Source organism: Streptomyces sp. GLSS-08 (assembly GCF_056387915.1).
In genome coordinates, this window is sequence record NZ_JBWJAQ010000003.1 from 110,791 (window position 1) to 136,607 (window position 25,817).

General features: G+C 70.9%; 22 protein-coding genes and 1 pseudogene. 8 read left to right on the forward strand and 15 right to left on the reverse strand.

What is annotated here, in order from left to right:
* Positions 1-85 precede the first annotated feature (85 nt).
* Positions 86-601, forward strand: a complete 516-nt coding sequence (locus AC0ZLC_RS06085; protein WP_476750843.1) for a hypothetical protein — start codon at positions 86-88, stop codon at positions 599-601.
* A 3-nt stretch (positions 602-604) separates the two neighbouring features.
* On the forward strand, positions 605-1,054 hold the full coding sequence (locus AC0ZLC_RS06090) for a Helicase associated domain protein (RefSeq protein WP_476750844.1): 450 nt from the start codon (positions 605-607) through the stop codon (positions 1,052-1,054).
* Here AC0ZLC_RS06090 and AC0ZLC_RS06095 read toward each other — a convergent pair.
* On the reverse strand, positions 1,009-1,854 hold the full coding sequence (locus tag AC0ZLC_RS06095; RefSeq protein WP_476751188.1) for a PaaX family transcriptional regulator C-terminal domain-containing protein: 846 nt from the start codon (positions 1,852-1,854) through the stop codon (positions 1,009-1,011). The two genes, AC0ZLC_RS06090 and AC0ZLC_RS06095, sit on opposite strands and share 46 nt — an antisense overlap.
* A gap of 35 nt (positions 1,855-1,889) precedes the next feature.
* Positions 1,890-2,525, reverse strand: coding sequence for a GNAT family N-acetyltransferase (locus AC0ZLC_RS06100; RefSeq protein WP_476750845.1), 636 nt, complete (start codon positions 2,523-2,525; stop codon positions 1,890-1,892).
* 132 nt (positions 2,526-2,657) lie between these two features.
* On the opposite strand from AC0ZLC_RS06100, the gene AC0ZLC_RS06105 reads away from it, so the two are divergent.
* Positions 2,658-3,725 (forward strand): alpha/beta hydrolase family protein, encoded by a 1,068-nt coding sequence (locus tag AC0ZLC_RS06105; RefSeq protein WP_476750846.1) that lies wholly within the window; start codon positions 2,658-2,660, stop codon positions 3,723-3,725.
* A gap of 504 nt (positions 3,726-4,229) precedes the next feature.
* On the opposite strand, the pseudogene AC0ZLC_RS06110 reads toward AC0ZLC_RS06105, so the two are convergent.
* The 8 genes and pseudogenes from AC0ZLC_RS06110 to xylB form a co-directional block, all read right to left on the reverse strand.
* Positions 4,230-4,454 (reverse strand): annotated as a pseudogene (locus tag AC0ZLC_RS06110) (transposase); the annotation flags it as partial.
* A gap of 843 nt (positions 4,455-5,297) precedes the next feature.
* The gene (gene exaC, locus AC0ZLC_RS06115) at positions 5,298-6,821 is read right to left on the reverse strand and encodes an acetaldehyde dehydrogenase ExaC (RefSeq protein WP_476750847.1); all 1,524 of its coding nucleotides are present in this window, start codon (positions 6,819-6,821) and stop codon (positions 5,298-5,300) included.
* A complete protein-coding gene (locus tag AC0ZLC_RS06120; RefSeq protein ID WP_476751189.1) occupies positions 6,818-8,176 on the reverse strand; it encodes a GAF domain-containing protein in 1,359 nt (452 codons plus the stop codon). The genes exaC and AC0ZLC_RS06120 overlap by 4 nt, the downstream gene beginning before the upstream one ends.
* 130 nt (positions 8,177-8,306) lie before the next feature.
* Complete coding sequence (locus AC0ZLC_RS06125) at positions 8,307-8,906, reverse strand: N-acetylmuramoyl-L-alanine amidase (protein WP_476750848.1); 600 nt, start codon at positions 8,904-8,906, stop codon at positions 8,307-8,309.
* Positions 8,907-9,095: 189 nt separating this feature from the next.
* Positions 9,096-10,109 (reverse strand): acetamidase/formamidase family protein, encoded by a 1,014-nt coding sequence (locus tag AC0ZLC_RS06130; protein WP_476750849.1) that lies wholly within the window; start codon positions 10,107-10,109, stop codon positions 9,096-9,098.
* Positions 10,106-10,417, reverse strand: coding sequence for a hypothetical protein (locus AC0ZLC_RS06135; protein ID WP_476750850.1), 312 nt, complete (start codon positions 10,415-10,417; stop codon positions 10,106-10,108). Before AC0ZLC_RS06135 ends, AC0ZLC_RS06130 begins: the two co-directional genes overlap by 4 nt.
* A 514-nt stretch (positions 10,418-10,931) precedes the next feature.
* Positions 10,932-12,134: an ROK family protein gene (locus AC0ZLC_RS06140; RefSeq protein ID WP_476750851.1), complete on the reverse strand. Its 1,203-nt coding sequence runs from the start codon at positions 12,132-12,134 to the stop codon at positions 10,932-10,934.
* Between the two features lie 61 nt (positions 12,135-12,195).
* A complete protein-coding gene (gene xylB / locus AC0ZLC_RS06145) occupies positions 12,196-13,641 on the reverse strand; it encodes a xylulokinase (protein WP_476750852.1) in 1,446 nt (481 codons plus the stop codon).
* A gap of 165 nt (positions 13,642-13,806) precedes the next feature.
* Between xylB and xylA the strand changes: the two genes are divergently transcribed.
* Complete coding sequence (gene xylA / locus AC0ZLC_RS06150) at positions 13,807-14,973, forward strand: xylose isomerase (protein ID WP_476750853.1); 1,167 nt, start codon at positions 13,807-13,809, stop codon at positions 14,971-14,973.
* A gap of 422 nt (positions 14,974-15,395) precedes the next feature.
* A complete protein-coding gene (locus AC0ZLC_RS06155) occupies positions 15,396-15,746 on the forward strand; it encodes a hypothetical protein (protein WP_476750854.1) in 351 nt (116 codons plus the stop codon).
* Positions 15,747-15,929: 183 nt separating this feature from the next.
* Here the strand turns inward: AC0ZLC_RS06155 and AC0ZLC_RS06160 are convergent, their stop codons facing one another.
* On the reverse strand, positions 15,930-17,189 hold the full coding sequence (locus tag AC0ZLC_RS06160) for an SWF or SNF family helicase (protein WP_476750855.1): 1,260 nt from the start codon (positions 17,187-17,189) through the stop codon (positions 15,930-15,932).
* A complete protein-coding gene (locus AC0ZLC_RS06165) occupies positions 17,186-20,023 on the reverse strand; it encodes a DEAD/DEAH box helicase (RefSeq protein WP_476751190.1) in 2,838 nt (945 codons plus the stop codon). The genes AC0ZLC_RS06160 and AC0ZLC_RS06165 overlap by 4 nt, the downstream gene beginning before the upstream one ends.
* 300 nt (positions 20,024-20,323) lie before the next feature.
* On the opposite strand from AC0ZLC_RS06165, the gene AC0ZLC_RS06170 reads away from it, so the two are divergent.
* Positions 20,324-20,521: a hypothetical protein gene (locus AC0ZLC_RS06170; protein ID WP_355782941.1), complete on the forward strand. Its 198-nt coding sequence runs from the start codon at positions 20,324-20,326 to the stop codon at positions 20,519-20,521.
* Positions 20,522-20,525: 4 nt separating this feature from the next.
* On the opposite strand, the gene AC0ZLC_RS06175 is transcribed toward AC0ZLC_RS06170, so the two are convergent.
* Both AC0ZLC_RS06175 and AC0ZLC_RS06180 read right to left on the reverse strand, forming a co-directional pair.
* Positions 20,526-21,914: a tannase/feruloyl esterase family alpha/beta hydrolase gene (locus tag AC0ZLC_RS06175; RefSeq protein WP_476750856.1), complete on the reverse strand. Its 1,389-nt coding sequence runs from the start codon at positions 21,912-21,914 to the stop codon at positions 20,526-20,528.
* Between the two features lie 208 nt (positions 21,915-22,122).
* Positions 22,123-22,980 (reverse strand): hypothetical protein, encoded by an 858-nt coding sequence (locus AC0ZLC_RS06180; protein ID WP_476750857.1) that lies wholly within the window; start codon positions 22,978-22,980, stop codon positions 22,123-22,125.
* Positions 22,981-23,257: 277 nt separating this feature from the next.
* On the opposite strand from AC0ZLC_RS06180, the gene AC0ZLC_RS06185 reads away from it, so the two are divergent.
* Entirely contained in the window at positions 23,258-24,163 is a 906-nt protein-coding gene (locus AC0ZLC_RS06185; RefSeq protein ID WP_476750858.1) for an oxygenase MpaB family protein, read from the forward strand.
* A gap of 68 nt (positions 24,164-24,231) precedes the next feature.
* On the opposite strand, the gene AC0ZLC_RS06190 is transcribed toward AC0ZLC_RS06185, so the two are convergent.
* A complete protein-coding gene (locus AC0ZLC_RS06190) occupies positions 24,232-24,831 on the reverse strand; it encodes a class I SAM-dependent methyltransferase (protein ID WP_476750859.1) in 600 nt (199 codons plus the stop codon).
* Between the two features lie 152 nt (positions 24,832-24,983).
* Between AC0ZLC_RS06190 and AC0ZLC_RS06195 the strand changes: the two genes are divergently transcribed.
* Positions 24,984-25,757: an MHYT domain-containing protein gene (locus AC0ZLC_RS06195; protein ID WP_476750860.1), complete on the forward strand. Its 774-nt coding sequence runs from the start codon at positions 24,984-24,986 to the stop codon at positions 25,755-25,757.
* Positions 25,758-25,817: the final 60 nt, after the last annotated feature.

Here is a 25,817-nt window from a genome sequence, read left to right on the forward strand (position 1 = left end):
TCCCGGAGCCAGCACCCGTTGACTCCGGGTATCCATTCCTTTACTCTGCGTAGAGCTTGCATGACTCGGAAAGTAAAGGCTGGCAATGCGAATCTCCCGTACCCTCCGCACCGTCGTAGCAGGGGCCCTTGCGGTTGGCGGCGCGTTCACCGCCCTTCCGTCCGCCGACGCCGCCACGCCCGGATCCCTGCACGGCACCAAATCCGTGACCAGGGCCAGGGCGAATGTCACCGTCATCACGGAAGTGCAGAACGCAATGGGCTATCCAGCATGGCTTTATATCGGAGAGACTGACTCCTGGTTCGGTCCAATCGACGCCCACAGCACAAAAACCAGCGCCATTCGGGTTCCCTGGGTCGGCCCAGACGAGATCGGGAAGAGCATCAGAGTCTATAAGGACGGCATTACCTGTCCACCTAGTGAACCTTGCCGCCCGCAAAAATTTCATCTCTACTACGTCTTTCAGGATTACTGGCAGCCAAACGACCAGGTCAAGTGGACCCCTATCGGCGTCTACGACACTGCCCCGCCCGTACCTGGCGACAGCACCGGCGGCGGCAATAAGCGCCTCATCATCGCCTCCGACAAGCCATCCATGTAGGCAATGCGATTAGCCTCGATTTTTCGTGACAGTCCGTCGCTGAAGGCGTACGTCGAGCGGGTCGGGAACGCCAGAGTGCCCTACACACACCGGAAAGGCGCGACACCCCTCGAGTATTGGGTGGCGGAGCAGCTGCGCGCGCACTCGGTCGGGGAGATGAGCGGGCTGCGCGCCCGCCGACTCGAGCAGCTCGGCATGGTGTGGTCGGCAGCGGATGAGCGATTCCAGGAGAACCTGGAGGCCGCCGAGGCGTACTACGAGAAGCACTCGACGCTGTGCGCGCCCCGCTCCGCCACGGCCCTGGACCGGCCCGGGGGCAGTGGCTGTCCAATTCCGGCGCCCGGGTGCGCTGGAGGCCCACCCCGAGTGGAAGGCCGTGGACGAGGGCTGGAACCCGAAGCCCATCTTCAGCGCGCGGCCCGGTCTGCAGCTTCTCGGGTGATGTCGGCGTAGAGGCGGAAGAGGGCTGGGCGGGCTTCGCCGCTTTCTCGTTCGTGCAGGGCCGCCCAGCACTGGCCGATGAGTTCCCGGGCCTGGGTGCCGGGCCAGGGCTGGGGTAGGAGCTGAGGCGGCAACAGCGGGTCGGGCTCCATGGCGCGGGTGAGTTCGGCGGCCAGCTCTACCGCGATGGTGAGGAGTGCGGACGGGGGAAGCTCGGCAGGGCCGGTGAGCCGGGCGAGGCGGGGCTGGGCGATGCGGCTGAGGTGGTGGTAGCGGTCGGCGATCTCTTGCAGGGACCACAGGCTGCGGGCGAGTTCGACAGGCCCTTGGGTGTCGCCCTTGCGTAGATCCCTCGTGGTGAGGAGGGCGAGCGCGCCATGGGCGCCGAGGCGGTGGGCCGCTTCTTCGACGTACGGTTCCCAGGCGTTGGCGCAGACGTACAGTCCGCCCTGGAGCGGGGCGCCGCCGAGGCGGACGAGGGTTTCGCGCAGGGCGTCCCGGGCGGTGCGTGCAGATTCGGGTACCGCGAAGGCGGCCAGGTGCCAGACACCGTCCCAGGGCGCGAGCCCGGCGTCTTGCTGGAACGCGTGCCGGAGGAAGTCCGCGTTGGGAGCCAGGGCACGCGTGGTGTCCGCGGTCGCGTGCAGTTCCGCCTTGCGGCCACGGCCCTCGTGGGTGAACCGGCCCTCTGTCACGAGGCGTTTGACGCACAGCCGCACCTGCTGGTCGCTCATGCCCAGGGTGTTGGCGACGGTGTAGAGCTCGTCCGCGCTGACGGTGCCGTCCTCGCGGATTAGCGCGTGGACGAGCATGCGGGTGGGGACCTCGACGTGGTCCGCCTCGGCGCTCACAGTTCTCCTGCCCCTCTCGTTGCGACGGCGCGACGCATGGTCGTCACCGCGCCGAATCCCAGCGGCCTACGCAGGTAGGGCGTGCGCTCGGTCCGCACGGCCGTGAAGCCGCGCCGCTCGTACAGGGCCCTGGCGCGCGGATTGGTGTCAATCACATCCAGTCTGATCTCCCGGCAGTGGTGCTCCGCCGCCACGGCGGCCACTTCCTCGATGAGCAGCCCCCCGACGCCACGCCCGCGTATGCCCGGGTCCACGGCGATGCCGTCCATGACGAGCTGTCCGGGGGCCGGGTGGCGTTCGAACAGGGCGAGGAGCAGGAGCCTGTGCAGTCCTCGCAGGTGTCCGTACACGCGCAGCACGGCGGAGGCCGATCCCCCGGTGAGGGCACGGCCGCCGAGCTGGTAGCCGGCGAGGCCGACGAGCTGCCCGTCGAGGAGCGCGCACACCGCGCGATCAGCGTTCAGGTGGGCGGCGATGAAGGGCACCGCCTTGTCCGACGGGTTCAGCGCGGGGTCGAGTTTACGGCCGAACGCCTCCCAGTACAGCTCGGCCGCCCGCCGCTCGGCGCCGGCCGGAAGGCCCCGCCGGACCGTCACCGGCCCAGTACCGGTGTCCGTCGCGTCTAGTCCCATCCCGATCCCCTCCTTCGCGCTGTGAGCCGAACCAAAAACTATCATTTTTCTGACGACCGTGTTTGGATTGATAGATAAACCTCGCCATGCGCCACATCCGAACCGACATCCGAACCGAGGCGGTCAGATCCCATGGACCCGAAGATCCAGCCCAAACGGCGTCGCAGGTTCCGCACAGCCGTTTGGTCACTCGTCACGGTCCTGGTCGCAGCTGCGGGTCTCGTCGGCGTGGCGCTGTGGCAGAACGCCTACGACATGGACGAGCAGCGGGTATCGATCCGCCACGGCGGCCATACCCTCAACGGAGTACTGGCCACGCCCAAGGACGGCCGCAAACGCCACGGCCTGGTCGTGTACATCCACGGCGACGGCCCCGTCGACGCCACCCATGACGACGGCTACAAGCCCATGTGGGAAGCGAACGCCAAGGCCGGCTACGCCTCCCTGTCCTGGGACAAGCCCGGCGTCGCGGGCGCGCCCGGGAACTGGCTCGGCCAGTCCATGGACGACCGGGCCGGCGAGGCAGCCGCCGCCATCGCCTGGGCGCGCGCCCGTCCGGACATCGACGGCGACCGGATCGGCCTCTGGGGCGTCAGCCAGGCGGGCTGGGTCCTGCCGAAGGTCGCCGCCAAGACGCCCGTGAGCTTCGTCATCGCCGTCTCGCCCGCGATCAACTGGCTCCGGCAGGGCCGCTACAACCTCCTCGCCGAGCTGCGCGCCGACGGCGCGTCAGCAGCCCGTACCAACGCGGCAATCGCCAAGAGCGACACCACCCGACGGCTGCTGGAACGCCACGCGACCTTCGAGGAGTACGTCAAGGCCATGGGGGGCGAGGCGGACGGCATGACCGCCGATCGCTGGGGCTTCATCTCTAAGAACCACACCGCGGACGCTACGCAAGACCTTCGCGCCCTGCGCGGCATACCGGTGCTGCTGGCCCTCGCGGGTCATGACATCAACGTGGACACCGCCGACACGGAGCGCATCTACCGCGAGGTGCTGGACGCAGGCGGTGCATTCACGGCCATGCGCTACCCGGACGCGACCCATTCATTCATCAAGCGGTCCATCGAGCAGTCGGACCTCAAGATCACGCTCACTGCGCTCTTCTCGCCCCGCTCGCTCTTCGCGGACGGATTCCTGGACGACCAACGACAGTTCCTCACAGATCTCGACCGAGGCAGCAACGCCACTCCGTGACAGTTCAGGAAGATCGGCCATGACACGTGGTACACGTTCGCGCGTACCACCCGGTGCACTTTGAAGCGTACGCCGACAGCGTGGGCCGGTGAACTTGTGGATCTGACGGCGCGCGACCGAAGCACCGGTGGATACTGCGGGGGTGGTGAAGGATCTAAGGAACGCGCTGGTCGCGCTGGATGGCCATGAACCGGCCTCCCTGCTCGGACTGCGCGAGACTCAGTGGCTCGACGCCAAGAGTGGCCCGTATCAGCTGTCGGACCCCAAGGCGGTCGAGGAACTCGCCAAGGATGTCGCGGCGTTCGCTGGGCGGCCCACCGCGACCTTGCCGGGTCGCCGACGATCGGCTCCACCGGCAGCGGCCCCAATTCCCAGATGGCCGGCACCATTACTGTAGCCCCGGCCATGGGCCGCGCACAGCGCCGGCAGCTGATGCGGGAGGCGCTGGTGCACATGGCCCGCGCGGTTGGATACATCGATGCCGGCACCTGTTGTAGGCCCGGTCTTCGGGACGAACAGCCGCCACTGCAGCGGGCAGGAGACGGTGTCGGAGACCGCGTGCACGCTCACCGCGACCTGACAGTCGGACTGCTTGCCCAGGGCTCCGCAGTACTGGTGGGCGACCGTCACCGACATCTTCCCGTCCTTGGGGAACGACACGTCATCGACCGCCCAGGCATCCGGGCCGACCTTGGGCACCATCCGCTGCGCGATCCCCTCCCTGCCAGGACGGTAGCCGCGCCTGTCCTGCAAACGCGACGGGTTACGTGCGATCCGTTTGCGCTGAGGACGCGCCACCTGAATCGGCAGAGTGGGTGGGCAGGCGATGGCCGCCATTTGGGCTGCTGGCAACGGCCTCGGCGGTGGCCATGCCAGCGTAGCGCCGACAGGCCACAGTGGATGGAACATGGGATGAGGATCGAAAGGCGTAAGGACCTGATCGTCATTGAGGGACCCGGCCCGGACCAGCTGAATTAACAACCAGCCGATCCTCAGCGTCGAGACATACGTCAGGTTGGCGGTAGGGGCTGGCCAGCTGTACTGAGGGCAGACGAATTCGACCATGGCTGAACCCTCGTCGTCTTCCCAGGGGTCCATGGCGCCGATTCTGGAGATCATGAAGCGGCTGGGCTCACGATCGCGATAGAAGGAGGTGCAGTCCTCCAAGGCAGCATCTCCAACCTGGGATGCTTGTTCTGTCCTGAGAACATGAATATGGTCTTGAGGGATAAAGAGGCCAGTGCTTTCTGGTCCTCTGGGGTCAGCTCGACCGCTCGTCCGTTGATCAAGTTTGTCAAGTTGGGCAGGAACGGACGCACCTCGTTTTCGAGTCCGTTCATCCACACGTTGTTGCAGGACGCGCAAACGATCTTGACTGTCAGTGGAGTGGCGCCACAGAAGATGCAGGTGCGAGCCATGCCGAGGACCGTACCGTCGCCTGCACTGCACTGCACTGCACTGCACTGCAGATGCGATCGAATTGAGAGACCCGACCCCAGGGCGAGTGGGGACCTGCCGTGTGTCGGGCTGCCTGGAGCGCAATGATGCCTCCAGGCGACCCGACTTCAGGCTCTAGAAGAAGCCAAGCTTCTGAGGACTGTAAGAACAAAGAATGTTCTTCGTCTGCTGGTAGTGCTCCAGCATCATCTTGTGGTTCTCGCGGCCGATGCCCGACTGCTTGTAGCCGCCGAACGCCGCGTGCGCGGGATACGCGTGGTAGCAGTTCGTCCAGACCCGGCCCGCCTGGATCGACCGGCCCGCGCGGTAGGCGGTGTTGATGTCCCGCGTCCACACACCCGCGCCGAGTCCGTACAGCGTGTCGTTGGCGGTCTCGATGGCGTCGTCGAAGTCGTCGAAGGACGTCACCGAGACGACCGGCCCGAAGATCTCCTCCTGGAAGATCCGCATCCGGTTGTCACCTTCGAAGATCGTCGGCTGGACGTAGTACCCGCCCTTGAGCTCCCCGTCGTGCTCGATGCGCTCGCCGCCCGTGAGGACCTTGGCGCCCTCCTGCCGGCCGATGTCGAAGTAGGAAAGGATCTTCTCCAGCTGGTCGTTGGACGCCTGAGCGCCGATCATCGTGCCGGTGTCGAGCGGATGGCCCGACGTGATGAGTTCGGTGCGGGCGACGGCCGCTTCCAGGAACTCCCGGTAGTGACCGCGCTGCACCAGTGCCCGCGAGGGACACGTGCACACCTCGCCCTGGTTGAGCGCGAACATCGTGAAGCCTTCGAGCGCCTTGTCGCGGAAGTCGTCGTCCTTGTCCCACACGTCGTCGAAGAAGATGTTCGGCGACTTGCCGCCCAGCTCCAGCGTGACCGGTTTGATGTTCTCCGAGGCGTACTGCATGATCAACCGCCCCGTCGTGGTTTCACCGGTGAACGCCACCTTCGCCACCCGCGGACTGGACGCGAGCGGTTTGCCGGCCTCCACACCGAACCCGTTGACTATGTTCACGACCCCTGGCGGAAGCAGGTCGGCGATCAGGCTCATCCAGTAGTGGATGGACGCCGGGGTCTGCTCGGCGGGCTTGATGACGACCGCGTTGCCCGCCGCGAGCGCCGGGGCCAGCTTCCACACGGCCATCAGGATCGGGAAATTCCACGGAATGATCTGCGCCACCACGCCCAGCGGCTCATGGAAGTGGTACGCGACCGTGTCGTCGTCGACCTCACCGAGCGAGCCCTCCTGGGCGCGGACCGCCCCCGCGAAGTAGCGGAAGTGATCGATCGCCAGGGGGATGTCGGCCGCCAGGGTCTCGCGCACCGGCTTGCCGTTCTCCCAGCTCTCGGCGACCGCCAGCTTCTCCAGATTCGCCTCCATCCGGTCGGCGATCCTGAGGAGGATGCCGGAGCGCTCGGTCACCGACGTGCGCCCCCAGGCCGGAGCGGCCGCGTGAGCCGCGTCCAGCGCGCGCTCCACGTCCTCCGCCGTGCCCCGGGCGACCTCCGTGAACGGCTGACCGTTCACCGGGCTCGGGTTCTCGAAGTACTGCCCTCGGACCGGCGCCACGTACTCGCCGCCGATGAAGTGGTCGTAACGCGCCTGGTAGGAGACGATCGCGCCGTCGGTGCCGGGCGCCGTGTAACGGGTCATGCTGGTCTGCCTCCCGGAGCAGCACTGCCCGCCGTTGGGCAGCTCTCGCCGTGAGGGTAGGAACCGGAACGTTGCGACCACGTTGCGCGTCCCGCGGCCGGCCCCTGTGCCGACAGCTCGGCGTCCAGCTCGGCCAGACGCGAACGCACCGTCACCGTCGGCCGCGCCGCCGCCAGCGCCCGCCACACGACGAGATCGTCCTCACCCCAGGGTGCGTGCGCCCAGTCCGCCAGCAGATCGGGGTCGCGGCGCGCTATCAGCGCGCCACGCAACCTGTCGGCGAGCCGCCGCCTCATCCGGGCCACCGCAGGTGCCTGCGACGCCGGCAACAGCGGGCCGGTGTACGCGGCCGCCGCCGCAGCAACCGCCCCCGCGCCCAGCCGACGCTCGACGACAGCGGCATCGGACTCGACCGGCGGCGAGAGCCGGTAGGGCCGGGAGTCCAGCACGCCCGGCCCCAGCAAGCGTCGCAGCCGGGCCAGTTCGGCGCGCAGCGTCACCGGCGGCACCGACTCGTCCTCGTACAGCGCGCAGAGCAATTCGTCGCCCGTCAGGCCCTCCGGGTGCCGGGACAGCAGGACCATGATCTCGCTGTGCCGCCGGCTGAGCCTGATCCTGCGGCGGCCCGGCAGGACCAGCAGCGCCTCGTCCCGGCCCAGCGCGGACAGCTCGAGTGCGTCGGCAGCGCCCGGCACCGGCGCGAGCAGCGCCAGTTGGGACTCGGCCGCACGTGCCACCGCCTGGACGAACCCGAGACTGTGCGGATGCGCGAGCCCGTCGCCGCCGGTGATGTCCACCGCGCCCAGCACCCGGCCGGTACGCGGATCGTGCACCGGTGCGGCCGCACATGTCCAGGGTTGCACCCGGCGGATGAAGTGCTCGGCCGTGAACACCTGCACCGGCCGGTCGACGGCAACGGCCGTGCCCGGCGCGTTCGTCCCGACCGCGGTCTCCGCCCAACGCGCGCCAGGCACGAAGTTCATCCTGTCCGCCTCCCGGCGCGTCGACGGATGGCCCTCTACCCACAGCAGCCTGCCCTGCGCGTCGCACACCGCCAGCAGATGCTCGCCGTCCGCGGCGAAGGTGCCCACCAACTCGCGGATCACCGGCATCACCGGCGCCAGCGGATGCTCCGCCCGGTGCGCACCGAGATCACCGCCGGTGAGCTCCACGCTCGCGGTGCCGTCGGGACCCACCCCGGCCCGCACCGAACGCCGCCACGAGTCGGCGACCACGGAACGCACCGGCCGCGGCACCGTCCCCGCCTTCGTGAACATCTCATGGGCGCGGTGCAGCGCCCGGATCCGCTCGACGGGGTCGGCACCCCGTTCCAGAGCCACCCATGGATCGGTCAACTCGGCCTCCCGGAAGGCGATGCGGCTCAGCACATCGTCACTCCCGGTGCGTGCCCCGACAAGCTTCGTGACCGTGCTCCTCGCGGCGGTCTTCGGACGGGACGTACGGCGAGCGCGCGTGGAACCCGGATCAGGCGAAGTTGACCAGCCTTATGTAGCGGGTCCAGTCCCAGTTCGGCCCCGGATCGGTGTGGTCGCTGCCCGGCACCTGGTAATGGCCCAGGATGTGCGATCGGTCCTTCGGGATGCCGTACCTGGTGCAGATGGACGCGGTCAGTTTCGCCGACTGCTCGTACAGGGCGTTGGTGAAGTAGGCAGGCTGGTCGTCCCAGCCCTCATGCTCGATGCCGATGCTGCGCGTGTTGTAGTCCCAGTTGCCGGCGTGCCAGGCGATGTCGTGTTCGCGGACGCATTGCGCGACATGGCCGTCGGCCGACCGGACGACGTAGTGGGCGGACACCTTCTTCTGCGGGTTCTTGAAGATGGACAGCGTGTCGGGGTACGTCTCCTGTGTGACGTGGATGATCACGTAGTTGAGCGGGTAGCTGGCGGGGCGGCTGGACGAGGTGCGGTTGGACGTGCTCGCCGGCACCCACTCGGCCGACGGGTAGTCGACGGCCTGGGCCTCTGCTCCGGCCTGCGTGCCGGGTACTAACGCGTAGGGGACGGTGGCGAGGGCTGCGCCCGTCAGCAGCCTTCGGCGACTGAGAAACGGTCTGGCTCGCTCCATCGGTGCCTGCCTTTCCAGGTGGGGGCGGGTCGGGGTGAGGTGGGGCTTTGCCGACCGGTAGTCGGCACTGGTGCGTCCGGTCCGGCAGCGCCGACCGGGAGCTGGGGCCGGTAGTGCTGGGGGAGGCCGACGCGGGTGAGGCCGGGGCCGGTTGTGCTGATCGGGGTGAACCGGGGCGGGGCGCCCGGCTCAGCTCAGGAGCGTGGTCGCCGTATCGCGCAGTCGCGCATGCAGTCCGCGGTGAGTCTCCCGCTCGGGCAGCCACTTCTTGCGAAGCTTGGCGACGCACGTGTAGTTGGTGTCGCAGACATTGGCCAGCGGCGACTCGACCGCCTGGGTCGCGAACTGGTAGGCGTCCAGCTCGCTGAACCCGTAGTCACGCACCAGCCATTGCACGAGATCGAGCTGGGATATTCGGAACGCGTCCTCCAACGGACGCGCGGAACCGGTCGAGATGATGTGGGTGTCGGACTCGATGCGCGGCCACGGGGTGACCATCCCTTTCAACAGCTCCACGATCACGACGGTGTGCATCGCGCACTCCACGGCGACACCGCAGGTCTCGCCCTCCCCCTGCCGGGCGTGCCCGTCACCAAGACTCAGCAGCGCACCCTCGACGTTCACCCCGAGGAAGCAGGTGACGCCCGCCCGCATCTCCGGGGTGTCCATGTTTCCCCCGTGCGCGTCGGGGACCAGGGCGGAACGCACTTCGAGATTGGCGGGAGCCACCCCCACGGTGCCGTGCATCGGGTCCATGGGCAGTTCGATCTCGATGTCACTGTCGCGTGCGGTGAACAGGGCTGTGCGCCGCTCCCGGTCGAGCTGCCAGATCCAGACGGTCTCCGGCAGCGGGGGCTGCAACGTGGCCGTGCTGTGCGTGGAGGTGAGCGCACCGAACAGCGGAACCGTCGTGGACGCCGCCCAGTCCCGGGCCGGCTCGATCGACACGAAGTGCACGGCGACCGTGTCGCCGGGCTCCGCCCCTTCCACGTGAAAGGGCCCGGTCTGCGGATTCAGGAACGGGAACTCGCACACTTCCGACACGAGATCCTTCTCGGACCTCACCCGGCCCGCGAAGCAGTCCTCCGTGTACAGGTCGAGGACGGTGCCCGGAGCGACGCGTGCCACGGGCGGTGCGCCGCCGAACGTCCACGCGTACTCGCCCGCCCGGGGCCGCACTGTCAGGATCCGCGGATCGCTCATGGCTGCACAGCTCCGTTCGTGGGAAGGCCAAAGGAGTAGGACGGCAGACTCGCGTCGAGACGGGCACGGGCCGGTTCGGCCATGCGTTCCGATCGGCGCCGCACGAGGACGCTCAGCAACACTCCCGTCATCATCCAGACACCGGCGACCGGACCCGCGTACGACACGGGTGCGGTCAGCTCGGACACGAAGTCGAGGACCGGCAGCACGCCCTTCGGCGTAAGCAGCATCGGCACGAAGACGGCGATACCCAGCACGGGAAACAGAAACTGCCGTACCGGCGAGAACGACTCGCGCCTGCGGTACATGTGACCCCCCCGATCCGTCGTGACGCTCGCACAGCCGTCGTCAGGACGGCTGCGCCTCGCGTGAATCACGGTACGGCGCCCGCCGGTTGGGCAGGAAGAGAGCGGCGTCCGTCGGTGGACAACTCCGCGGCTGTGGACAACTCCGTCACCCAGAAGGGGGGAGTAGGGCGCCAACCGGGCCACGGATATCGCCCGATTCGTCGACCACGGCGGTCCCGCGGCCCACCTCGGCGCTCGGTCCGCCACCGCCGGGGAGGGAGCCGCGGCAGTTGCCGAAAGGCCCGACGGCCGGCCACGCCACGGAGGGAGCGGGCCCCCGCTGGATGCCCGACGGCCGGCCACGCCACGGAGGGAGCGGGCGCCCCCGCTGGATGCCCGACCGCCGGCCACGCCACGGACGGAGCCGCCGCAACGCCCGACAGCCCGGCGTCCCGCCGCACAGTCGGCGGCACGCCGGGCTGTCCGGCGCGGACCGACCTGAGTCGACCCCGCTGCGGGTGGGCGCCCGGACCCGCTACGTGCGGGCCGCCGCACCCGCCGGATCGTCCAGCACCGCCCGTACCACCGAGTGCGCGGCGCCGAGCAGAGGCCCTTCGGGCCCCAGGCGGGAGACGGTGACCGCACAGGCGGGGCCCGTCGTGCGCCGCGTCAGCTCGTCTTCCAGCGAGGGCAGCAGCCAGGGTGCCAGCCGGGCCAGGGCGCCGCCCAGCACCACGGTTTGCGGGTCGAGGAGGTTGACGGCGCCGGTCAGCGCGATGCCGAGCGCGGTTCCGGCTCCGCGCAGGGCTCGCCGTACTTCCTCGTCGCCCTCGGTGGCGCGTCCGGCCAGCAGTCCGACACGGTCCTCGACGGGAGCGAGGCCCGCCGCGCGCAGCACGGCGTCCTCACCCGCGTACTGCTCCAGGCAGCCGCGCCCGCCGCAGACGCATTCCGGGCCCTCCGGGCGGACCGGTACATGTCCCAGCTCGCCGGCGAAGCCGCGTGTCCCGCGCAGCAGCCGCCCGTCCACGACCACCGCCCCGCCGATGCCGATCTCGGCCGACACGTGGAGGAAGTCCTGCGGGGTTCCGTCGCCGAGCCAGAGTTCGGCGAGGGCGCCGAAGTTGGCCTCGTTGTCCACGGTCAGCGGCAGATCTTCGGGCAGCAGAGTGCCGAGGTCCGTGTCGTGCCAGTCGAGGTTGGGGGCACGGACCACGGTCCGGGCGTCGCGGGCCACCAGCCCCGGCACGGCGACCGCGAGGCCCGCGGGCCACAGTCCTTCGCTGTCGGCCCGGGCGACGACCTGGCGTACCAGCTCGCCCAGTTCCCCGGTCACCGACTCGGGCGACCGGCCGCGGTTCACCCCGTGCCGCACGGCCCGTGCCCGCACCTCGCCGCGCAGATCCACCGCGCAGACCGCGAGATGGTCGACGCCGATCTCCGCCCCGAGGCCGGCGGGACCGTGACCGCTCACGGCCAGGGCGGAGCCGGGACGCCCGACACGTCCCGGGCGTTCCGGGCCCAGTTCCTCCAGGAGCCCGGAACGGATCAGTTCGTCCACCAGTGTCGACACCGCCGCACGGGTCAGCCCGATGCGTGAGGCGACGGCTGCCCGGGACAGCGGTCCCTCGGCGCTCACGGTGTGCATGACGCGGGCGAGGTTGCGGCGGCGCATCCCCTGCTGGGTGTCGGGGAACCGCCGGCCGGCCGGATGGGCTTCGTGCAGCGGTGCGGTCATGCCTCCGTCAGTCCTCGTCCGGCCGGTCCCCGCGGGGCTGCCCTGGTCAGGCCGACGCTCGTCAGCGCTTGTCGGCTTCCCGCTCCAGCAGCGGGGCCGCGTCGGAGAGTACCCCGGTGATCCTGGCCAGCGCCGCCTCGTCCCGTTCCACGGCGTCGAGCACGGGACCGCGGGCGGTGTTCCAGCGCCGGGCCACGGCCGCCGGATCCTCGCCGGTCAGCAGTCCGGCCGCCTGCGCCGCGGCACCGAGCGCGACCAGTTCCCTGGCCTCGGGCACCTGGACGGGCCGTCCCGACAGCCGGCGCACCGTCTCCTGCCAGGCCTTCCCTCGCGCACCTCCGCCGATGAGCAGCAGCGGCGCCGAACGGTCGGCTTCCGCGTCGAGGACCAGATCGAGTGCCCCGAGGAGCGAGTGGACCGCGCCGTCGTACGCGGCCTGCAGCAGCTGACCACCCGTCGTGTCGTGCCGCAGCCCGTGCAGGAGGCCCGAAGCATGCGGCAGGTCCGGTGTGCGCTCCCCGTCCAGGTACGGCAGCAGCGTCACGCTCGTACCGGGTTCGACGGCCTCGCGGTCCAGCCCGAGCAGGGCGGCGACACGGTCGACGGCGAGCGTGCAGTTGAGGGTGCAGGCCAGGGGGAGCCAGTCCCCGCGTGCGTCGGCGAAGCCCGCCACGGTGCCGGTCGGGTCGGCGGGGCGGTGGGTGGAGACGGCGTACACCGTGCCGGACGTGCCGAGACTGAGTACGGCCGTACCGGGGCGCAGTCCGAGTCCCAGCGCGGCGGCCGCGTTGTCGCCGGTGCCGGCCGCGACCAGGGTGCCCCTGGAGAAGGGCAGGTCGGCGGTCTCACGCACGGTTCCGGCCACCTCGCCGGGGCGTACCACACGGGGGAGCAGTGCCGGATCCAGTCCGATGTGTGCGAGGACCTCCGCGTCGTACGACTCCGTCGCGGAAGCCCACCACCCGGTGCCGGAGGCGTCGCCACGATCCGTCGTGCCGTCGCCGGTGAGGCGTTCGGTGAGGTAGTCGTGCGGCAGCCGCACGGCCGCCGTCGCGCGGACCGCCTCGGGCTCGTGCTCGGCGAGCCAAGCCCATTTCGTCGCTGTGAAGGAGGGCCCCGGAACGCTTCCGGCCCGCTCGGCCCAGGCCTTCGGACCGCCCAGCTCCTCGACCAGGCGGCGGGCCTGCGGTGCCGAGCGCACGTCGTTCCACAGGAGGGCCGGACGCACCGGGTCGCCCGCTGCGTCCAGGGTGACCAGGCCGTGCTGCTGTCCGCCGATCGACACCGCCGCCGCCTCGTGCGCTGCGTCCCCGCACTGGTGGAGCGCTTCCCTCAGCGCGTCCCACCACTGCCTGGGGTCGCTTTCGCGGCCCGCTCCGGTGGAGACGGTGTGCGGCGCCTGCCCGCTCGACACCACCTGTCCGGTGGATGCGTCGACCACCAGGGCTTTGGTGGACTGGGTGGACGTGTCCACCCCCACGACGAGCGGACCCTCGGCTGCTGACATCGGGCTTCTCCCTCTTCCGCGGCTCCGCGGAATCTGTCCTGTGGGCGGGGCTCCCCGGACCTCTGTGACCGGGTTTCGCGATTCGTCTCTTCCCAGAGATGCGTTCGCATACTAATTTGTTAAGCGCCATGACGAAATAGTCGGAGCACAGCGAGGAGCCGCGGCATGAACTACCAGCCCACCCCCGAGGACAGGTTCACCTTCGGCCTGTGGACCGTCGGCTGGCAGGGAAGGGACCCGTTCGGCGACGCCACCCGGCGTGCCCTGGACCCGGTCGAGTCGGTGCAGCGCCTGGCCGAGCTCGGTGCCTACGGAGTCACCTTCCACGACGACGACCTGATCCCCTTCGGGTCTTCGGACACCGATCGCGGTTCGCACATCAAGCGCTTCCGTCAGGCCCTCGACGCGACGGGCCTGACCGTGCCGATGGCCACCACCAATCTCTTCACGCACCCCGTCTTCAAGGACGGGGCCTTCACGGCCAACGACCGTGACGTGCGCCGCTACGCCCTGCGCAAGACCATCCGCAACGTCGATCTGGCGGTCGAGCTCGGAGCACAGACCTACGTCGCCTGGGGCGGCCGGGAGGGTGCCGAGTCGGGAGCGGCCAAGGACGTGCGCGTCGCCCTGGACCGGATGAAGGAGGCCTTCGACCTCCTGGGTGAGTACGTGACCTCGCAGGGGTACGACCTGCGCTTCGCGATCGAGCCCAAGCCGAACGAGCCGCGCGGAGACATCCTGCTCCCCACCGTCGGGCACGCGCTGGCCTTCATCGAGCGCCTGGAGCGTCCGGAGCTGTACGGCGTCAACCCCGAGGTGGGCCACGAGCAGATGGCCGGCCTGAACTTCGCGCACGGCATTGCCCAGGCCCTGTGGGCGGGCAAGCTCTTCCACATCGACCTGAACGGTCAGTCCGGCATCAAGTACGACCAGGACCTGCGCTTCGGAGCGGGCGATCTGCGGTCCGCTTTCTGGCTGGTGGACCTCCTGGAGACCGCCGGTTACGAAGGGCCGAAGCACTTCGACTTCAAGCCGCCGCGGACCGAGGACTTCGACGGTGTGTGGGCCTCCGCCGCCGGCTGCATGCGCAACTACCTCATCCTGCGCGACCGGGCGGCCGCCTTCAGGGCCGACCCCGAGGTCCAGGAGGCACTGCGGGCGTCGCGGCTGGACGAGCTGGCGCAGCCCACCGCCGCGGACGGTCTGACCGGGCTCCTCGCCGACCGGGCGTCCTTCGAGGACTTCGACGTGGAGGCGGCCGCCGCACGCGGGATGGCCTTCGAGCGACTCGACCAGCTGGCCATGGACCACCTGCTGGGGGCGCGGGGCTGACCGTCTCCGGAGCTTGAGCCGGCCCGCGTCCGCGCGGGTCGGTCCTGCCCTCCGCCTGGGTGGGGAATTCGCCGGAACCGTGCCGTCCGTGGCATGAGTGCGTATCAACTCCCGCGCGGGGGTCGCGCTGTGGCCGGTGCGAGGCGACGCTGGGCGGTATGGCCATGCCACCCTTACCGTCCCAGCCGCCGGACGGCACGCCGTCTCGGGGCAACGCCGGATCCGCTCCGCCGCCCGGAGGCTTCGGTCCGCCTCCGCAGGCTCCCGGGACCCTGCCCGGAGGGGAAGGGTACGGCGGCTACGGCCCGCCGCCGGGCAGCGGGAACTGGACGTCCGGGCAGGGCGGCGGTGAGGGCGTGTCGCCTCTGCCGCCTCCCGGTCCGCCCGGCGGGCAGGGCCCGCGCCGTCATACGCTCCTTCTCGTGGTCGCCGTGGTGGTGGCCCTGGGCGTCCTTGTGGCCGTCCTCCTCGTGGTCAACGCGGGAGGCGGCTCGTCGGACGAGAAGTCCCCCACCGAGAACGGCAGGAACACGAGCCGTGTGCCCACCCCTTCGCTGAGTCTGCCGTCGAAGTTGCCCACCGGGCTGCCTTCGGGTCTGCCGTCGAACCTGCCGTCCGGGCTGCCCAGCGAACTGCCGACTGGCCTTCCCAGCGGGCTGCCGAGCGAGCTGCCGACTGGCCTTCCCAGCGGGCTGCCGAGTGACCTCGAATCGCTTTTCGCGGTCCCGGCGGGCGACGAAGTGCCGTCCTACTTGCTCAAGAAGGGCCACTGACCGGCCGTTGAGGTGACCGCACGCGCGCGTGGGCCGCACTTCGACCTCCACGCGCGCGTACGTCCCGTCTTCTTGGGAAACGCCGGCCGGCCGGGGCAGTCAGGATCCCGGAGGCGGTCGTCGCGATGCCCGAGTGCGTCCGCATCGGCGCCGCCCACCCCGTCGTCTTCGGCGGCGGGTCTGTCAGTCGCCGCCCAGAACGGCTTGCAACGCGGTTGCCGGGTCCGTGGACGCCGCGCCGGCCGGGGCCCAGCGTCCCTTCTCCTCGCGGTAGGGCCACCACCGGCCGTCCCGCCCCAGACGCAACTGGGCGGGTGTCCCGGCCACCGTCCAGCGGTTCCCCGAGCGGTGCAGCCGCGGCCGCTCGCCCTCGTCCCAGGCGGCCTCCAGTGCGGCACACGCGCGTGCGAGCGACTCGGGACCCACGGCCCATCCGTCCTCGAGGACGGACAGCGCCGCCACGCCGCCGTGCCTCCAGGCGCGGACGGCGAGTGCCAGCCCTTCCCGGTCCCGCCCCGACCCGTCGGCGAGCCGGACGGCGATCTCCTCCTCCGGACCGCCCGCGGCCAGCCGCACGGCGTCCTGGGAAAGCGTCAGTTCCCGGCTGATCGCCCTTTCCCGGTGGCCGGGGCCGGCCGCGTCCAGGAGGAGACTCAGCGCCTCCCCGGCGGCCTGCGCGGCGAGGAACTCGAGGGAGGCGGCCTGCACGCCCGGCGCGGGGGGCACCTCGGTGTCCAGGGAGGGCGGTCCGCCGGGCTGCTCCAAAAGCTCTGGAAGGCCGGGCAGGGGCGGCAGGATGTCACCGGCGGCATAGGCCTCCGCAGCGTCCACGCCCTCCGGAGCGGCCTGGTGCGACGAAGGTCCGTCGTCCGGCCGGGGCGTGCGCGCCTGGAGCTCGTCCAGCAGCGCGCGCTCGCCGCGCCCCCGCAGCAACAGCAGCACGAACGGATCCTGGTCCAGCAGCCTCGCCATCTGGTAGCACAGGGCCGCCGTGTGCCGGCAGTGGTCCCAGGCGCCGCAGTCGCACTCCGCCTCCAGATCGCCGAGACCCGGCAGGAGTTCGATCCCGGCCGCCGCACCGTCCTCCACCAGATCCAGTGGCATCACCCGGTCGAGCAACGCGGCGACGTGACCGGCCCGTTCGACGGCGATGCCGAGGAGGCGGCCCCACTGTTCCTCGGACAGCTCCCGCAACAGGACGTCCGCGCGGTGCGTGGTGCGGTCGCGGTCCTGGACCACCGCGGTGATGCGTCCCGGGCGTACCGACACGGCTGCGACAGCGCCCGCGCGCACGAGTCCGCGTCCCGCCTTCACCTGGACCGGGTCCAGTGCCGCGTCCTCCAGCGCCTTCAGCCAGGCCCGGCCCCACCAGGTTTCGGCGAAGGCCCGACCCGAAGCCGGCGGCAACGCTTCGAACGTACGCTCTATATCGTGATCGGTCATCGCGTGCCCCCTCGCAGTTCCACCAGGTCGGCCAGTTCGGTGTCGGTCAGTTCCGTCAGCGCGGACTCGCCGGAGCCGAGCACCGCGTCTGCCAGCTCGCGCTTGCGCAGGAGCATCTCGGCGATGCGGTCCTCGATGGTCCCCTCGACGACGAGCCGGTGCACCTGTACCGGCCGGGTCTGGCCGATGCGGTACGCGCGGTCGGTGGCCTGGGCCTCGACGGCGGGGTTCCACCAGCGGTCGTAGTGCACGACGTGCTCCGCCCTCGTCAGGTTGAGGCCCGTGCCCGCTGCCTTCAACGACAGCAGGAAGACCGGGGACTCACCCCGCTGGAAGCGCTGCACCATCCGCTCTCGCTCGTCGACGTGTGTGCCGCCGTGCAGGAACTGTGAGGGCACACCGCGCGCCGACAGATGCCGCTCGATGAGGCGCGCCATCCGTACGTACTGGGTGAAGACCAGAACGCTCGCCCCCTCGGAGAGGATGATGTCGAGCAACTCGTCCAGCAGTTCCAGTTTTCCGGACCGGCCCGCGATCGTCGGCTCTTCCTCCTTGAGGAACTGCGCCGGGTGATTGCAGATCTGCTTCAGACCGGTCAGCAGCTTCACGATCAGACCGCGCCGCACCATGCTGTCGGCGCCGGAGATCTCTGCCAGCGTCTCCCGCACCACGGCCTCGTACAGCCCCGTCTGTTCCTTGGTGAGGGACACGGCGTGGTCGGTCTCGGTCTTGGGCGGGAGCTCCGCCGCGATGCCCGGGTCCGACTTCCGGCGACGCAGCAGGAACGGCCGTACGAGGCGGCCGAGTCGCTCACCCGCCGCGGGGTCCTGACCGCCCTCCACCGCGTGCGCGTACCGGGTGCGGAAGGTGCCGAGCCGGCCGAGGAGCCCCGGAGTCGTCCAGTCGAGGATCGCCCACAGCTCCGACAGGTTGTTCTCCACAGGAGTCCCGGTGAGCGCCACGCGTGCGCGTGCGCTGATGGTGCGCAGCGCGCGTGCCGTCGCCGAGTAGGGGTTCTTCACGTGCTGCGCCTCGTCCGCGACGACCATGCCCCACGGTGTCGCGGCGAGCCGCGGTGCGTCGAGCCGCATCGTGCCGTACGTGGTGAGGACGAACTCCCCGTCCGCCAGGTCGACGAGGTCGCGGCGGGAGCCGTGGGAGCGGCGGACCGGCATTCCGGGCGCGAACCTCTCGATCTCGCGCTGCCAGTTGCCCATCAGGGACGTCGGACAGACGACGAGTGTGGGCCCCGCCGTCGATTTGTCGGTCTGCCGATGCAGATGCAGGGCGATCAGCGTGATCGTCTTGCCCAGTCCCATGTCGTCGGCCAGACAGCAGCCGAGGCCCAGTGACGTCATCCGGGCGAGCCAGTTCAGACCCCTGAGCTGATAGTCCCGCAGCGTCGCGGCGAGTGCGGCGGGCTGACCGACCGGGTCCTGCGCCCCCGGGTCCGCGAGCCCTTCCCGCAGCGTCGCCAGCCAGCCGGTGGCCGTGACCTCGACCCGGCGGCCGTCGACCTCCGCGGAGCCCGTCAGGGCGGCGCTCAGCGCGTCGACGGGCGTGATCTTGCGGTCCTGTCGCGAGCCGGCGCGGCGGACCTCCTGCGGGTCGACCAGGACCCACTGGTCGCGCAGTCGCACCACCGGTCGGCTCGCCTCGGCCAGCAGGTCCAGTTCCTGCCGGGTGAGGTGCTGATCCCCGAGCGAGAACCGCCAGTTGAAGGTGAGCAGCGCGTCGGCGGACAGGAGGGACGGCATGTCCGACTCGGTCCGGCCGCCGTCCTCCTCGGACGGGCCGATGACCGCGCGGGCGGTGAGTCTGCGCGCCGGCTCCTTCGGCCAGTGCACGTCGACCCCGGCGGCCGCCAGCAGACGGGCACCCTCGCCCAGGAGTTCCGTGACCTCCTCGTCGGCCAGTTCCACGGTGTGGGGCACGGCCGCCGAGAGCAGGGGGGCCAGCGGGGGCCAGGCCCGGGCGGCTCGGCGCAGGGCGAGCAGGGTGTCCATCCGCGCGCGTGGGCCGAACGACTCGGAACCGGCCCAGATGGCGGGGGCGTCCGCGACGAGCGCCGGGTCGCTCGCACTGTGCACCTGGAGCACGGCGCGGAAGGGCAGGCGGGCCGCGTCCTGCACGGCGGAGGTGAGGCCGGGCACCTCCAGGCGCAGCGAGATCCTCACTCCGGCGTCGTGCCCGGCGGCCACGACGGTGGCCCAGGCGCGTTGCTCCGGCACGCGCTGGGGCTCCCGCGCCGCGAAGGCGGGTCCGCCTGCCGCGAGCTGCGCCGCGGGGGACCGCGGGAGGGCGTCGGCGACGGCGTCGAGGAAGGAGCGCAGCAGCAGCTCCGGGTCCGGCAGTCGCAGCGGCTCGCACTCGTCCACCGGGACCGCGTGTGCGTCCGGCGGCATGGCGGCGGCCAGGTCCCGCGCCCGCGCCAAGTCCTGCGCGCGGAGCGGGCCCGCGCGCCATGCGTCATGATCGTCCGCAGTCAGACCGGGCAGCAGCAGGCCGCGCGCCGTGAGCTGGAGGGCGAACACCGAGGCCGCGCCCCAGAACGCGGTCGCCCGGTGTGCCTGCGGGACGGCACGCGCGCGTGTGAGCACCGGGAGGGCGGCGCGCACCGGCAGCAGGGCGGCGGGCACGGTCACCAACTCGGCCCGCTCCGTGCCGGGCACGGCGATCGTGAGGTCCTCGAGGGCTCCGGACGCGACAACCGGTGGGGCGTCGCCGTCGTGCCGCCAGAAGGCGACGTGCCCGGTACGGGCCGGCTCCCCAGGGACGAAAACGGCGCAGCAGCGGGACAGTTCCAGAACCTCGGAGGGAGTTGCTGCAGGAATCGACTGCTCGGCGATGACGCGTTCCTCAAATTTGACTAGTGGGGTCGGGTCGCCGAGGGTACAGGACTCGGGCTCGGTGCTGAGAGGGTGTGTCGGTGGCGTACGTCACTTTGCGTATCCCTGCTCCGGGCAGCCCCCTCGGTGCCCTGGGCCGGACCCCCGGTGCGCCGGCCCTCGCGCTCAGGGGAGACTCCGGGTCACGGCTCAGGGATGTATCAGGGTCGCGTTCCGGAACCGCGGGGATCGCCGATCCGTTTCCACGACTGAGAGCGGCCGGTGGCCGCGAAGGAGGCGACACACATGTCGAAGAACGCGAAGGTCGTCGCGGGGGGCGTGGGGATCGGCATCGTCCTGCTGATCCTGCTGCCCGCGGTGGGAGTGCCCTGGTGGATCGCTTTCCTGATCGTGCTGGGCATCCCCACCGCCGCCTATCTGACACTCGACCCCTCGCAGCGGCGCAGACTGCGCCGCGCCGGCCGCAAGGAGCTCGGCCGCTGAGGCACTACCGAAGGGATGGGGCCGGCTCCAGCGCGCAGGAGTTGATCACGTCGCCGTTCGCGGGCCGACCGATGGTCCGGTCCGCGGGCGGCTGCGTCCCGCGCTCGACCCACGCGGTCAGCGCGAGGAACGCGGAGCGGTAGCAGGGCAGGATCGGCCGCAGGCGGTCGGGATAGGTGTCGTACAGCCCGTCGACATGCGTCCCGCCCTCCACGGTGTAGTAGCGGTGCCGGTCGCCCCGGTCGCTGTCGTCGATCATGCGCGCGTACACGTCCGAGTCCGCGGTCCGGGGCAGCAGCGCGTCGAGATCACCGTGCAGGGTGATCAGCGGGCGGCCGATCCGCCCGGTCAGGGCCACCCGCGCGACGGCCCGGTGCACGGACGCGGGGCGCGACGCGTAGTCGTACGTGGCGTCGGAGGGGCAGGGCGCCAGGATCTGCTCGGCGGTGGATCCCGCGGACGCGCCCGGGCACCCGGCGTCGTACGAAGGGTCGAACTCCGCGCGGTAGATCTTCTGCGTCACGCCCCAGTAGGCCTTCTCGTGGTACGGCCACAGGAAGGCCGAGCCCGGCGCGAAGCCCACCGTCTCCATGGCGTCGTCATCCGCGGCGCCGAGAGTTCTGGCCACCGCGGTCGGCAGCGACGTGAGGAGGCTCGGGCCCGCGGTCGTCCACAGCGCCCCCTCCCAGTCGACTCCGCCGTCGTACAGCTCCGGGTGATTCTCCAGCTGCCACCGCGTGAGATAACCGCCGTTGGAGATCCCGGTCATGTACGTACGGTGAGGGGCGTGGCCGTAGCGCTGCGCCACCGCCTTTCGGGCGGCGCGTGTGAGCTGGGTGGTCCGCCGGTTCCACTCCGCGACGGCGTCCCCCGGTCGGCTGCCGTCACGGTAGAAGTCGGGCCCGCTGTTGCCCTTGTCGGTGGCCGCGTACGCGTATCCCTGCGCCAGTACCTGGTCGGAGATGGCCGTGTCCGTGGCGTACTGCCTGCGCGTGCCCGGGGCGCCCGTGACGACGAGGCCGCCGTTCCAGCGGTCCGGGAGGCGGATCACGAACTGCGCGTCGTGACGCCAGCCGTGGGTGGCATTGAACCGCGAGCCGTCCGGGAAGTAGCCGTCGATCTGCATTCCAGGCACCCCCGTGGGGTTCTTCGTGCCCTTCGCCGTGAGCCCCGCCTGGTCGGACAGGTCCGTGTACGGGGTTCCGGCGAGCCCGGCGGTGGTCAGGTCCGCCAGACACGCGCGCTGCTGGTACGCGGCTGTGGGTACACGTACCGGCACATGCCGCTCGCAGCGTGTGCCGGCGGTCGTCGCGGCATCCGCCGGCGCGGGACCGGAGAGGGCCAGCGCCATCGCAGCGGCGGCGAACAGGGGAACACGACGGGACGGGCGCATGACCGGCCTCCTGGGGACGGGAGCTGGGGCTGCCCCATGCTGCGATCTCGCCCGACGGCCGACCATGGGCGGGGACCACATGGGTTGCGCACTCAGTGTGGGGGCTCAGGACGCAGCTCAGAAGAGACTCCTGCCGCGTCCACGACGGGTCGCTCCGCACACGCGGGCTCCGGCCGCCCGGCGCCGCACCGGGCTCCCGCCGCTGCGCTCAGGCCGGGCGTACCGCCATCTTGTCCAGGGCCTCAAGAAGCCCGGGCAGCTGCGCACCGCGGCCGACCGGCAGCACCTCCCCGGGTTCCTCGTCGAGAAGGACGAACGCGATGTCGTCGGTCCTCGCCACCATGGACCAGCCCGGGCCGTCGGCCCGCAGCGTACGGGCGTCACCCGGAGCGAAGGACGACCGGACCCGGCCGAGCGGCGGCGGCGTCTCCACGTACGCGTGCGCCTCGGCAAGGACGCGCCGGATGCCCTTGCGGGCTCCACTCTCAGCTCCGTCGCCAGCCGCCTCCGCCTCCGCCTCGGGAGCCCCGCCGGACGCCTCCGCGCCGCCCGGGTCCACGAACTGCCCCTCGGGAATCTGTTCGCGCCAGACAGCCCACTGCAGAGCGATCTCGTCGGCGCCGAGACGCCGCTGGGCGGGACCCCAGGTACTGGTGTCCGGCGGCGTCAGCGCAGCCCGCTCCGCGATCTCCGCCGCGGGATCGTGCGGGGCGGGCACACCGGGGGCCGCCACGGCCACCGCGAGCGGCCAGCCGGGCAGCGCGGCGACGACCGAGCGCTCGTCGGGCGACAGTTCGTACTCGATGCCGCAGTCCCACGAGGCGATGGCCACCGCCACCAGTGAGACGTCGTCGACCACGACCGTCCACCGCGCGCCGTCACCGTCCTGCCCCAGCACAAGGCCGTACCCGTCGGCGAGCGGCGTGAGATCGAGCGCCGCGCAGGCCTCCGGATAGTCGTCGCCCAGCACGCTGGGAAACTGCGCGGGCGTCAGCAGCACCGCTGTCAGCACGTAGAGCGCGTCGTCGTCCTCGGCGGCGACGGCGTCCTCGCCCGTCCCGGCCATCCCAGCCTCCCCATCGCTTCGTCCGTCGGCGCACCTTAATGCGACGGCCGACCGGTTGTCACGAGGAGGAAGCAACACGCGGAGCTGCAGTTATCCGGCTGGACAGGGGCGAATCGACCGCCGGCCCACCCGGACCGGACGGCCGGCAGACCCGGCGGTGACCCCGCCACCGTCCGCGGTGACTCCACCCGCTCCCGGCCGAGGATGACGTAGCTGATCGTCCATCTGCCGCTACTCCGCGTAGAGTTGGCGTCCCGGCGACAGAGGGGGAGGCCGCGTGAAGCGCTTCGAACGGCTGGAGCAGATCCGGCGGATGGATCCGTACAAGGACGCGCTGGAGATCTACCGCCTCACCGCGGTCTACGAGTTCCCCTGGGACTTCACGCGGGCGCTGGAGCTGGCTCTCTACCGCACGTACGCCGTCCCCAGCATCGGGCGCCTGCTGGCCGAGACCGCGGAGCTCACGGACCGCACGCAGCAGCGCTACGACGACACCGCCCTGCTCCTGGACGCCGTCGTCGAACACGGCTTCGACGGTGAAGAGGGGCGTACGGCGATGCGCCGCATCAATCAGATGCACCGCAGCTACGACATCAGCAACGAGGACATGCGCTACGTGCTCTGCACGTTCGTGGTGGTGCCCAAACGGTGGATCGACGCCTACGGGTGGCGCAGGATGTCGCGCCACGAGATCGTCGCCTCCACCGTCCACTACCGCACCCTGGGACGGCACATGGGCATCAAGGACATCCCCGCGACCTACGAGGAGTTCGAGTCCTGCCTCGACGCCTACGAACAGGCACATTTCGGATGGGACGAAGGTGCCCGCCGGGTCTCCGACGCGACGCTGGACCTGATGGCGTCCTGGTACCCGCGCCCCCTGGCTCCCCTCCTGCGCACCTCGACGCTCGCACTGCTCGACGACTCGCTGCTGCGCGCCTTCCGGTACGAGCTGCCGGGCGAGGCCACGCGCGCGTGGGTTCGTCGCGCGGTCCGCGCGCGCGGACGTCTGGTCCGCCTGCTGCCCCCGCGCCGTGCTCCCCACTACGCACGGCAGAACTGGGAGATCAAGGGCTACCCGGACGGCTACCGTGTCGCGGAGCTCGGCACCCGACCGACCCCCGGGCTGCGCGGCTGCCCCGTCCGCCGTGCCGGGACGTCGGAGGCCGCTCGCCTCGAGTGAGCAGACGTCGCCCGTGGGTGCTTCCTCGAAGGCGGGACCGCGGCCCAGACGGCCGGCACGGAGTGAGGTCAGGCCAGGCGTACGGCCAGCGCGAGGAAGCGGGCGTCCTCGTCGACATAGGACGTCATGCGCCAGCCGGAGCCCGCCAGCAGGGAGCGGAGGCTGCCTTCGGCGCGCAGGTCGTCCGGGGTGACGCGGCGCCCCTGCCGCGCCGCGAGTGCCGCCCTCCCGATGGGGTGGAACAGTGCGAGGACTCCGCCGGGTCGCACCACCCTTGCCAGCTCCCGCAGGTCTTCGCCGGGGTGGGGGAGGTGCGAGATCAGGCCGGCGCCGAACACGGCGTCCAGGGACTCGGTCCGGACCGGCAGAGCGGCGACGTCGGCGAGCAGCAGCCGTCCGTCCCGGTCCCGTCCGGCCTGTACGGCGGCTTCGAGCATGGCGGAGGTCAGATCGGCTCCGATGACGACGCCGGAGGTCCCCACGGCAGCCCGGAGCGGGGGCAGGGCCCGCCCGGTGCCGCAGCCCGCGTCGAGCACGCGGTCCCCTTCGCGCAGCCCGAGCTCGGCCACCGCGGCCGCGTAGGCGGGCCCGTCGTCGGGGAACCGGGCGTCCCAGTCCGCCGCCCGTGCCGTGAAGAACTCCTGGACGTGTGTGTGGTCGTCGCTCATGCTCCGCATGGTCTCTCACCGACACGAAGGAGGGCGCGGCGCACACGTTCGAGCGCCACGCGATCGTTCAGGTACCTCTCTGCGTCATATTGCAACACCTTTCGAAATGCGCTCCCTTCGTGCGCCCCGGGCAGGACTAGCGTCCCCGAGCCATGGGACACCTGGACCACGCCACCTTCGGCTGGCTGACCCCCGTGCTGTCGTACGTGATGGCCTGCATCGGCGCCGCCCTGGGGCTGCGCTGCACCGTCCGTGCGCTGGGCGCCGCAGGACGATCACGCCGTAACTGGCTGCTCACCGCCGCGTCCGCCATCGGCACCGGCATCTGGACGATGCACTTCGTCGCCATGCTCGGCTTCGGCGTCGGCGGAACCGAGATCCGCTACGACGTACCGCTCACGATCCTCAGCCTGGTCGTCGCGATGGTCGTCGTGGGGGCTGGGGTCTTCGCCGTCGGCTACGGCCGCGACCGGGGCCGCGCGCTCGTCCTCGGCGGCCTCACCACCGGAGTCGGGGTGGCGAGCATGCACTACCTGGGCATGGCGGCGCTGCGGCTGCACGGCAGGGTGACCTACGACCCCGTGCTCGTCGGGCTCTCCGTGGTGATCGCCGTGGTCGCGGCGACCGCGGCTCTCTGGGCGGCCCTCAACATCAAGTCGCCCGTGGCGGTCGCCGTGTCCTCCCTCGTGATGGGAGGGGCGGTGAGCAGCATGCACTACACGGGGATGATCGCGGTCAGTGTGCGTGTCGCCCCCTCCGGCGAGGTCCTGCCCGGGGCCACGGTGATGCAGTTCATCTTCCCCCTCGCCGTCGGCCTCGGGTCCTACCTCTTTCTGACGTCGGCGTTCGTCGCCCTGTCGCCCACGGCCGACGAGCGGGAGGCGTCCGCGTCGGCCCAGCGACCCGTCGAGAACGTCACCCCCTAGGGGCGGTTCAGGAACCGGAACGCCCCGGACACCGAGCCCCGAACCACTCCGAGCGAGGAG

Coding starts and splice junctions, on each gene's coding strand:
- AC0ZLC_RS06170 (WP_355782941.1), top strand. CDS start 20,324: ATGTCGAAGAACGCGAAGGTCGTCGCGGGGGGCGTGGGGATCGGCATC.
- AC0ZLC_RS06140 (WP_476750851.1), bottom strand. CDS start 12,134: ATGACCGCACCGCTGCACGAAGCCCATCCGGCCGGCCGGCGGTTCCCC.
- AC0ZLC_RS06180 (WP_476750857.1), bottom strand. CDS start 22,980: ATGGCCGGGACGGGCGAGGACGCCGTCGCCGCCGAGGACGACGACGCG.
- AC0ZLC_RS06095 (WP_476751188.1), bottom strand. CDS start 1,854: ATGCTCGTCCACGCGCTAATCCGCGAGGACGGCACCGTCAGCGCGGAC.
- AC0ZLC_RS06125 (WP_476750848.1), bottom strand. CDS start 8,906: ATGGAGCGAGCCAGACCGTTTCTCAGTCGCCGAAGGCTGCTGACGGGC.
- AC0ZLC_RS06190 (WP_476750859.1), bottom strand. CDS start 24,831: ATGAGCGACGACCACACACACGTCCAGGAGTTCTTCACGGCACGGGCG.
- AC0ZLC_RS06100 (WP_476750845.1), bottom strand. CDS start 2,525: ATGGGACTAGACGCGACGGACACCGGTACTGGGCCGGTGACGGTCCGG.
- AC0ZLC_RS06090 (WP_476750844.1), top strand. CDS start 605: ATGCGATTAGCCTCGATTTTTCGTGACAGTCCGTCGCTGAAGGCGTAC.
- AC0ZLC_RS06105 (WP_476750846.1), top strand. CDS start 2,658: ATGGACCCGAAGATCCAGCCCAAACGGCGTCGCAGGTTCCGCACAGCC.
- AC0ZLC_RS06195 (WP_476750860.1), top strand. CDS start 24,984: ATGGGACACCTGGACCACGCCACCTTCGGCTGGCTGACCCCCGTGCTG.
- AC0ZLC_RS06085 (WP_476750843.1), top strand. CDS start 86: ATGCGAATCTCCCGTACCCTCCGCACCGTCGTAGCAGGGGCCCTTGCG.
- AC0ZLC_RS06135 (WP_476750850.1), bottom strand. CDS start 10,417: ATGTACCGCAGGCGCGAGTCGTTCTCGCCGGTACGGCAGTTTCTGTTT.
- AC0ZLC_RS06175 (WP_476750856.1), bottom strand. CDS start 21,914: ATGCGCCCGTCCCGTCGTGTTCCCCTGTTCGCCGCCGCTGCGATGGCG.
- AC0ZLC_RS06130 (WP_476750849.1), bottom strand. CDS start 10,109: ATGAGCGATCCGCGGATCCTGACAGTGCGGCCCCGGGCGGGCGAGTAC.
- xylB (WP_476750852.1), bottom strand. CDS start 13,641: ATGTCAGCAGCCGAGGGTCCGCTCGTCGTGGGGGTGGACACGTCCACC.
- AC0ZLC_RS06160 (WP_476750855.1), bottom strand. CDS start 17,189: ATGACCGATCACGATATAGAGCGTACGTTCGAAGCGTTGCCGCCGGCT.
- exaC (WP_476750847.1), bottom strand. CDS start 6,821: ATGACCCGTTACACGGCGCCCGGCACCGACGGCGCGATCGTCTCCTAC.
- xylA (WP_476750853.1), top strand. CDS start 13,807: ATGAACTACCAGCCCACCCCCGAGGACAGGTTCACCTTCGGCCTGTGG.